This is a genomic window from Parafrankia sp. FMc2 (assembly GCF_041008525.1).
GTDB lineage: Bacteria > Actinomycetota > Actinomycetes > Frankiales > Frankiaceae > Parafrankia.
This window is the reverse complement of record NZ_JBFLUG010000245.1, coordinates 1-6,150: the sequence shown is the minus strand read 5'-3', so window position 1 is coordinate 6,150 and position 6,150 is coordinate 1. Positions and strand designations below refer to the sequence as shown.

The window sequence follows — 6,150 nt, the reverse complement described above, 5'->3', positions numbered from 1 at the left end:
CATCCCCCACCACACCCACCCGCGCCCGCGGCCAGAAACGCCGACGGTCGAAGGCGTAGGTCGGCAGGTCCACCGGGTGACGGACGTCCGAACCGGTCGCGGCGACGTCGCTGTTGGCGATGTCGGTGCTGGCGATGTCGGTGGAGCTGCCGCCGGAGGTGGACGTGGCGATGCTCGCCCAGTCGACGTCGGCGCCGTCGACGAACAGCCGGCCCACCGCGCCCAGCAGCGTCGCGACCTCGTCCCGCTCCCGCCGCAGCGCCCCCACAGCCAGGACCGGACGGGCCTCCACGCCCTCCTCCGGCGTGCCACGCTCCGCGATCATGGCGGTCAGCGGGGCGTCGGGCCCGATCTCCAGGAACCGGGTCACGCCCTGCCCGACCATCGCCGTCACCGCGTCGGCGAACCGCACCGGACGCCGGACCTGCTCCACCCAGTAGGTCGGGTCCGACCACTCCCCCGGCTCCACCGGCCGCCCGGTCACCGTCGACACCGCCGCCACGGTCGGCTCCCGGAAGGTCAGCCCCGCCACGACCCCGGCGAACTCGCCGAGCATCGGCTCCATCAACACCGAATGAAACGCATGACTCACCGCCAACCGACTGCTCTTCCACCCCCGCGCCCCAGCGATCTCCTCCACCCGGGCCACCGTCTCCGCCGGCCCCGACACCACCACCGCCCGCGGACCGTTCACCGCCGCCACATCCACCACCACACCCGCCCGTTCCACGGCCACGAGCAGGTCGTTCTCGGACGCGGCGACCGCCAGCATCGCCCCACCCGCCGGCAACGCCCCCATCAGCCGACCCCGCGCCGCCACCAACACCGCCGCATCCGCCAGATCGACAACCCCCCCCGCGTACGCAGCCGTGATCTCCCCGACCGAATGCCCCGCCACCACCTCCGGCACCACACCCCAACTCCGCACCAAAGCCAACAGCGCCACCTCCACCGCGAACAACGCCGGCTGCGCCCGACCCGTCACACCCAACGCCTCAGCATCCCCACCGAACACCACCTCCCGCACCGGCACATCCACCTGCCCGTCCAGCAGGTCACACACCTCGTCAAACGCCTCCGCGAACACCGGAAACACCTCGTACAGACCCCGACCCATCCCCAACCGCTGCGCACCCTGACCCGTGAACACCACACCCAGCCGGCCCTCACCAGCAGCACCCCGGAGGACCTGGCCGGTGTCGTCCCCGGTGGAGAAGGCGGCCAGCGACGTGAGGATGCCGTGGTCGTCGCCGAGCACGACCGCGCGGTGGTCAAGAGTGGCGCGGCCCGCGAGTGCGCGCGCGACCGCGACCCGGTCCGCACCGGGAGTGCTCTGCAGGAAGTCGTGCAGCCGCCCGGCCTGCCCGGCCAGGGCAGCACCGCTGCGGGCGGAGAACGCCAGGGGAACAGGCAGGCCGCGCCCGGCCGCACGGTCCGGCTCCTCGGGAGTGTCGCCCTGTTCGAGGATGACGTGGGCGTTCGTGCCGCTGATCCCGAACGACGACACCGCCGCCCGCCGCGGACGGCCCTCCGCCGCCTCCCACGGCCGCGGCTCCACCAGCAGCGACACCGCACCCGCATCCCAGTCGACCTGCGACGACGGCGCGTCCACATGCAGCGTCCGCGGCATGACCCCCTCACGCATCGCGAGGATCATCTTGATCACACCGGCCACACCCGCAGCGGCCTGCGCATGACCGATGTTCGACTTCACCGACCCCAACCACAACGGCCGGCCGGCCGACCGGCCCTGGCCATAGGTCGCCAGCAGCGCCTGCGCCTCGATCGGATCACCCAACGTCGTACCCGTACCGTGACCCTCGACGACATCCACGTCGGCGACGCCGAGACGGGCGTTCGCCAACGCCTGCCGGATCACCCGCTGCTGCGACGGACCGTTCGGCGCCGTCAACCCGTTCGACGCCCCGTCCTGGTTCACCGCCGAACCACGCACCACCGCCAGCACCCGATGGCCGTTCCGGCGGGCATCGGACAGCCGCTCCACCAGCAGCATCCCGACGCCCTCACCCCAGCCGGTGCCGTCGGCCGCCTCGGAGAACGACTTGCAGCGGCCGTCCGCCGCCAGACCACGCTGCCGCGAGAAACCGACGAAGGTGTTCGGCGTCGCCATCACCGTCACACCACCGGCGAGCGCCAGATCGCATTCACCGGCACGCAGGGACTGCGCCGCCAGATGCAGGGACACCAGCGACGACGAACACGCCGTGTCGACCGTCACCGCCGGCCCCTCCAGACCGAACGTGTACGACACCCGGCCCGAGGCGATACTCCCGCCCGTACCGAGGAAACCCTCGACGTCCTCGTCGGAGGTCTCCAGCACCGCCGCGTAGTCCGTGTACATCACACCGGCGAAGACACCCGTCCGGGAACCGCGCAGTGAAAGCGGGTCCACCCCGGCCCGTTCGAAGGCCTCCCAGGATGTTTCCAGCAGCAGCCGGTGCTGCGGATCCATCGCCAACGCCTCACGCGGCGAGATACCGAACAACCCCGGATCGAAATCCGCCGCACCGTACAGGAACCCGCCCTCGCGGGTATAGGACGTCCCCGGATGATCCGGGTCCGGGTGGTACAGACCATCGACGTCCCAGCCGCGGTCGTCCGGGAACGGACCGATGCCGTCGCGACCGGCGGCGACCAGATCCCACAGGCCCTCCGGCGACGACACCCCGCCGGGATAGCGGCACGCCATGGCGACGATGGCGACCGGCTCGTCGTCCACCGTCTCCGGCACCGGGGCCGCCGACGCTCCCGCCGGGCCGCCGGACAGCTCGCCGCTCAGGAACTCCGCCAGGCTGGCGACGGTCGGGTAGTCGAAGACGAGTGTCGCGGGCAGCCGCAGGCCGGCCGCGGCCGCCAGCCGGTTGCGCAGCTCGACCGCCATCAGTGAGTCGAAGCCCAGCTCGCGGAAGGCGCGGCCCGGTGCGACGGCGTCGCCGTCGGGGAAGCCCGCGACTTCGGCGACCTGGCGGCGAACCGCGGCCAGCAGCAGGCGGTCACGGTCCGCGGACGGCAGGCCGGCGAGACGCCGCAGCGCACCCGCGCCCGCACCCCCGCCCGCTCCGGATCCGCGGCTGACCGCGGACGACGGCACCAGCCCGCGCAGAACCTCCGGTACCAGCCCGGCCTCGGCGGCCCGTCCCAGCGCGGAGACGTCCACCCGCAGCGCGTACGCGGCCGGCACGGACATCGCCACCGCCGCGTCGAACGCGGCCAGCCCCTCGGGGACCGTCAGCGCCAGCACCCCGCCGCGGCGCATCCGCTCCTGGTCGGCACCGGTGAGCGCCGCGCCCATGCCGCTTCCGGTGTCCCACAGGCCCCAGCCGATGGACGTCGCCGGCACCCCGGACGCCCGCAGGTGCGCGGCGAACGCGTCCAGGAACGCGTTCGCGGCGGCGTAGTTCGCCTGGCCCGGGTTGCCGAACAGCCCGGCCGCCGACGAGTACAGGACGAACGCCGACAGGTCCCGGTCCGCGACCGCGGCCTGGAGGTTCACCGCCGCGTCCACCTTGGCGCGCAGCACGGCGTCCAGCCGGTCGGCGGTCAGCGAGGTGAGGACGGCGTCGTCGAGCACCCCGGCGGCGTGCACCACGGCGGTGACGTCGGCGCCGTCCAGCACGCCGGCGACCGCCGCCCGGTCGGCGAGGTCACATGCGACGAGACGCACCCGCGCGCCCGCCGCGGTCAGTTCGGCGGCGAGCTCGGCGGCGCCGGGCGCCTCCGGGCCACGTCGCGACAGCAGCAGCAGGTCGGACGTTCCGTGGTCCGCCACCAGGTGCCGCGCGAGCGCCGCGCCGAGCGTCCCCGTCGCACCGGTGATCACCACTGTGCCCGCGCCACCCCGGCCACCCGCGCCGCCCAGGTCATCCGGGCCGTTCGGGCCGTTCGGGCCGTTCGGGCCGAAGGCGGCGGCGGGCGGGGTGGCCGGCGGCTGCGCGCGCACGAGCCGGGGGGTGAGCACCGCCCCGTCCCGGATGACGGCCTGCGACGCCCGGGAGGCGACGACCGCCGGGAGCAGGTCCCGGCCGGCCGCGTCGACATCCACCAGCTGGATCCGGTCGGGGTGCTCCGCCTGCGCGGAGCGCACCAGCCCCCACAGCGCGGCCTCCGCCAGGCCCGGCAGCCCCCCGGTGCCACCCACGTGGACGGCGCCCGAGGTGACGACGACGAGCCGGCTCCGCGCCCAGCCCGGGTCGGCCAGCCAGGCCTGCACCGTTCCCAGCAGCTCGCCGGTGCGCCGCCGGACCGCCGCCGGGTCCGGAGGGCCGGGTACCGGTGCGGGTTCCTCGCCGGGCTGCGGCGACGACGGCGCCGGGCAGTCGAGCACGAGGACCTCGACCGGCCCCGCCGGCAACGCCGCTCCGAGCGGCACGGTCGCCCATCCCGACTCACCCGCCCACTCGCCCGATCCGCCCCACTCGCCCGATCCCGCGGGCGTCGCGGTGGGCAGCCAGTCGACGGTGAAGAGGAGGCGGTCGGCGGGACGTCCCACCGGCAGGGCGGCGGCGGAGATCGGGCGCAGCGCGAGGGCCTCGACGCTCGCGACCGGCAGGCCGGATCCGTCCGCGAGGGTGATCCGAACGGTCCCGCCGGCCGACCCGGCCGACCCGGCCGACCCGGCCGACCCGAGCCGCACCCGGAGGGTGGGGCCGGCTGTCGCGTGCACCTGGACGCCGGAGAAGGCGAACGGGAGCAGCGGTGCGTCACCCGCGGGAAGCAGCCCGCCGAGGGCGATCGCGTGCAGCGCGGCGTCGAACAGCGCCGGATGGATCGGGTAACCGTCGGTCGCCTCGGCGGTGGTGACCTCCGCGAAGAGCTCCTCGCCACGCCGCCACGCCCGGACGAGCCCGCGGAACGCCGGCCCGTAGCCGAGCCCCGAGGCCGCCATCGCCGCGTACAGCTCGGCGGTGTCGACCTCGCCGGACGCCGCCGGCGGCCAGGCAACCAGGTCCGGGTCCGGGTCCGGTACGCCGATCTCGGGCCGGAGTACACCGACGGCGTGCCGGGTCCACGCGCCGTCACCGGCGTCCGTCGCCGCCGCCGCTGGCGCACTCCTGTCGTCCTCGGCGCTGTCGACCTCGGCGGTCGGGGCGCTCTCGGCGTGGACGGTGACGGCGCGCCGTCCGTCCCCGTCCGCCGCGGCGAGCATGATCCGCACTCGCACCTCGCCCTCGGCGGGCAGGACGAGCGGTGTCTGCAGTGTCAGGTCCTCGAGGGACATCGCGCCGACCTGCTCGCCGGCCGCGAGCACCATCGCCACCAGCGCGGTCGCGGGGACGACGGTCGCGCCGTGCACGGTGTGGTCGGCGAGCCACGGCAGGGATCTGGTCGAGAGCTGGCCGGTCACCACCGTCCCCGCGCCCTCCGGCAACGTGACGGCTGCCCCGAGCAGCGGATGTCCGCCGGCGTCCAGGCCGGCCGCCGCCAGGTCACCCGCGCCCACCTCGGGCGAGGGCTCGAGCCAGAACCGGTGCCGGTGGAAGGAGTAGGTGGGCAGGTCCACCCGGGCCGCGGCCGTGTGGTCGAACACCCGCGCCCAGTCGACGTCGGCACCGTCGACGAACAGCCGGCCCACCGCGCCCAGCAGTGTGGCGGCCTCGTCCCGCTCCCGCCGCAGCGCCCCCACAGCCAGCACCGGACGGGTCTCGCCCCCGTCGCCCTCGAGGCCCCCCGCGAACCCTTCCGCGATCATGGCCGTGAGCGGGGCGTCGGGCCCGATCTCCAGGAACCGGGTCACGCCCTGCCCGACCATCGCCGTCACCGCGTCGGCGAACCGCACCGGACGCCGGACCTGCCCCACCCAGTAGCCCGGATCCGACCACTCCCCCGGCTCCACCGGCCGCCCCGTCACCGTCGACGCCGCCGCCACGGTCGGCTCCCGGAACGTAAGACCCGCGACCACCCGGGCGAACTCGCCGAGCATCGGCTCCATCAACACCGAATGAAACGCATGACTCACCGCCAGGCGGCTGTTCTTCCACCCCTGCGCCGCGGCGATCTCCTCCACCCGCGCCACCACCTCGGCCGGCCCCGACACCACCACCGCCCGCGGACCGTTCACCGCCGCCACATCCACCACCACACCCGCCCGACCCAGCGCCGCAAGCACGTCGTACTCGGACGCCCCCACCG

The 6,150-nt window shown here is 74.9% G+C and carries 1 protein-coding gene; it reads right to left on the bottom strand.

Annotated features, from left to right (window positions below; all coding sequences use genetic code 11):
* The coding region (locus tag AB1460_RS35210; RefSeq protein WP_368966723.1) for an SDR family NAD(P)-dependent oxidoreductase at positions 1–6,150 on the bottom strand (6,150 nt) is incomplete at both ends.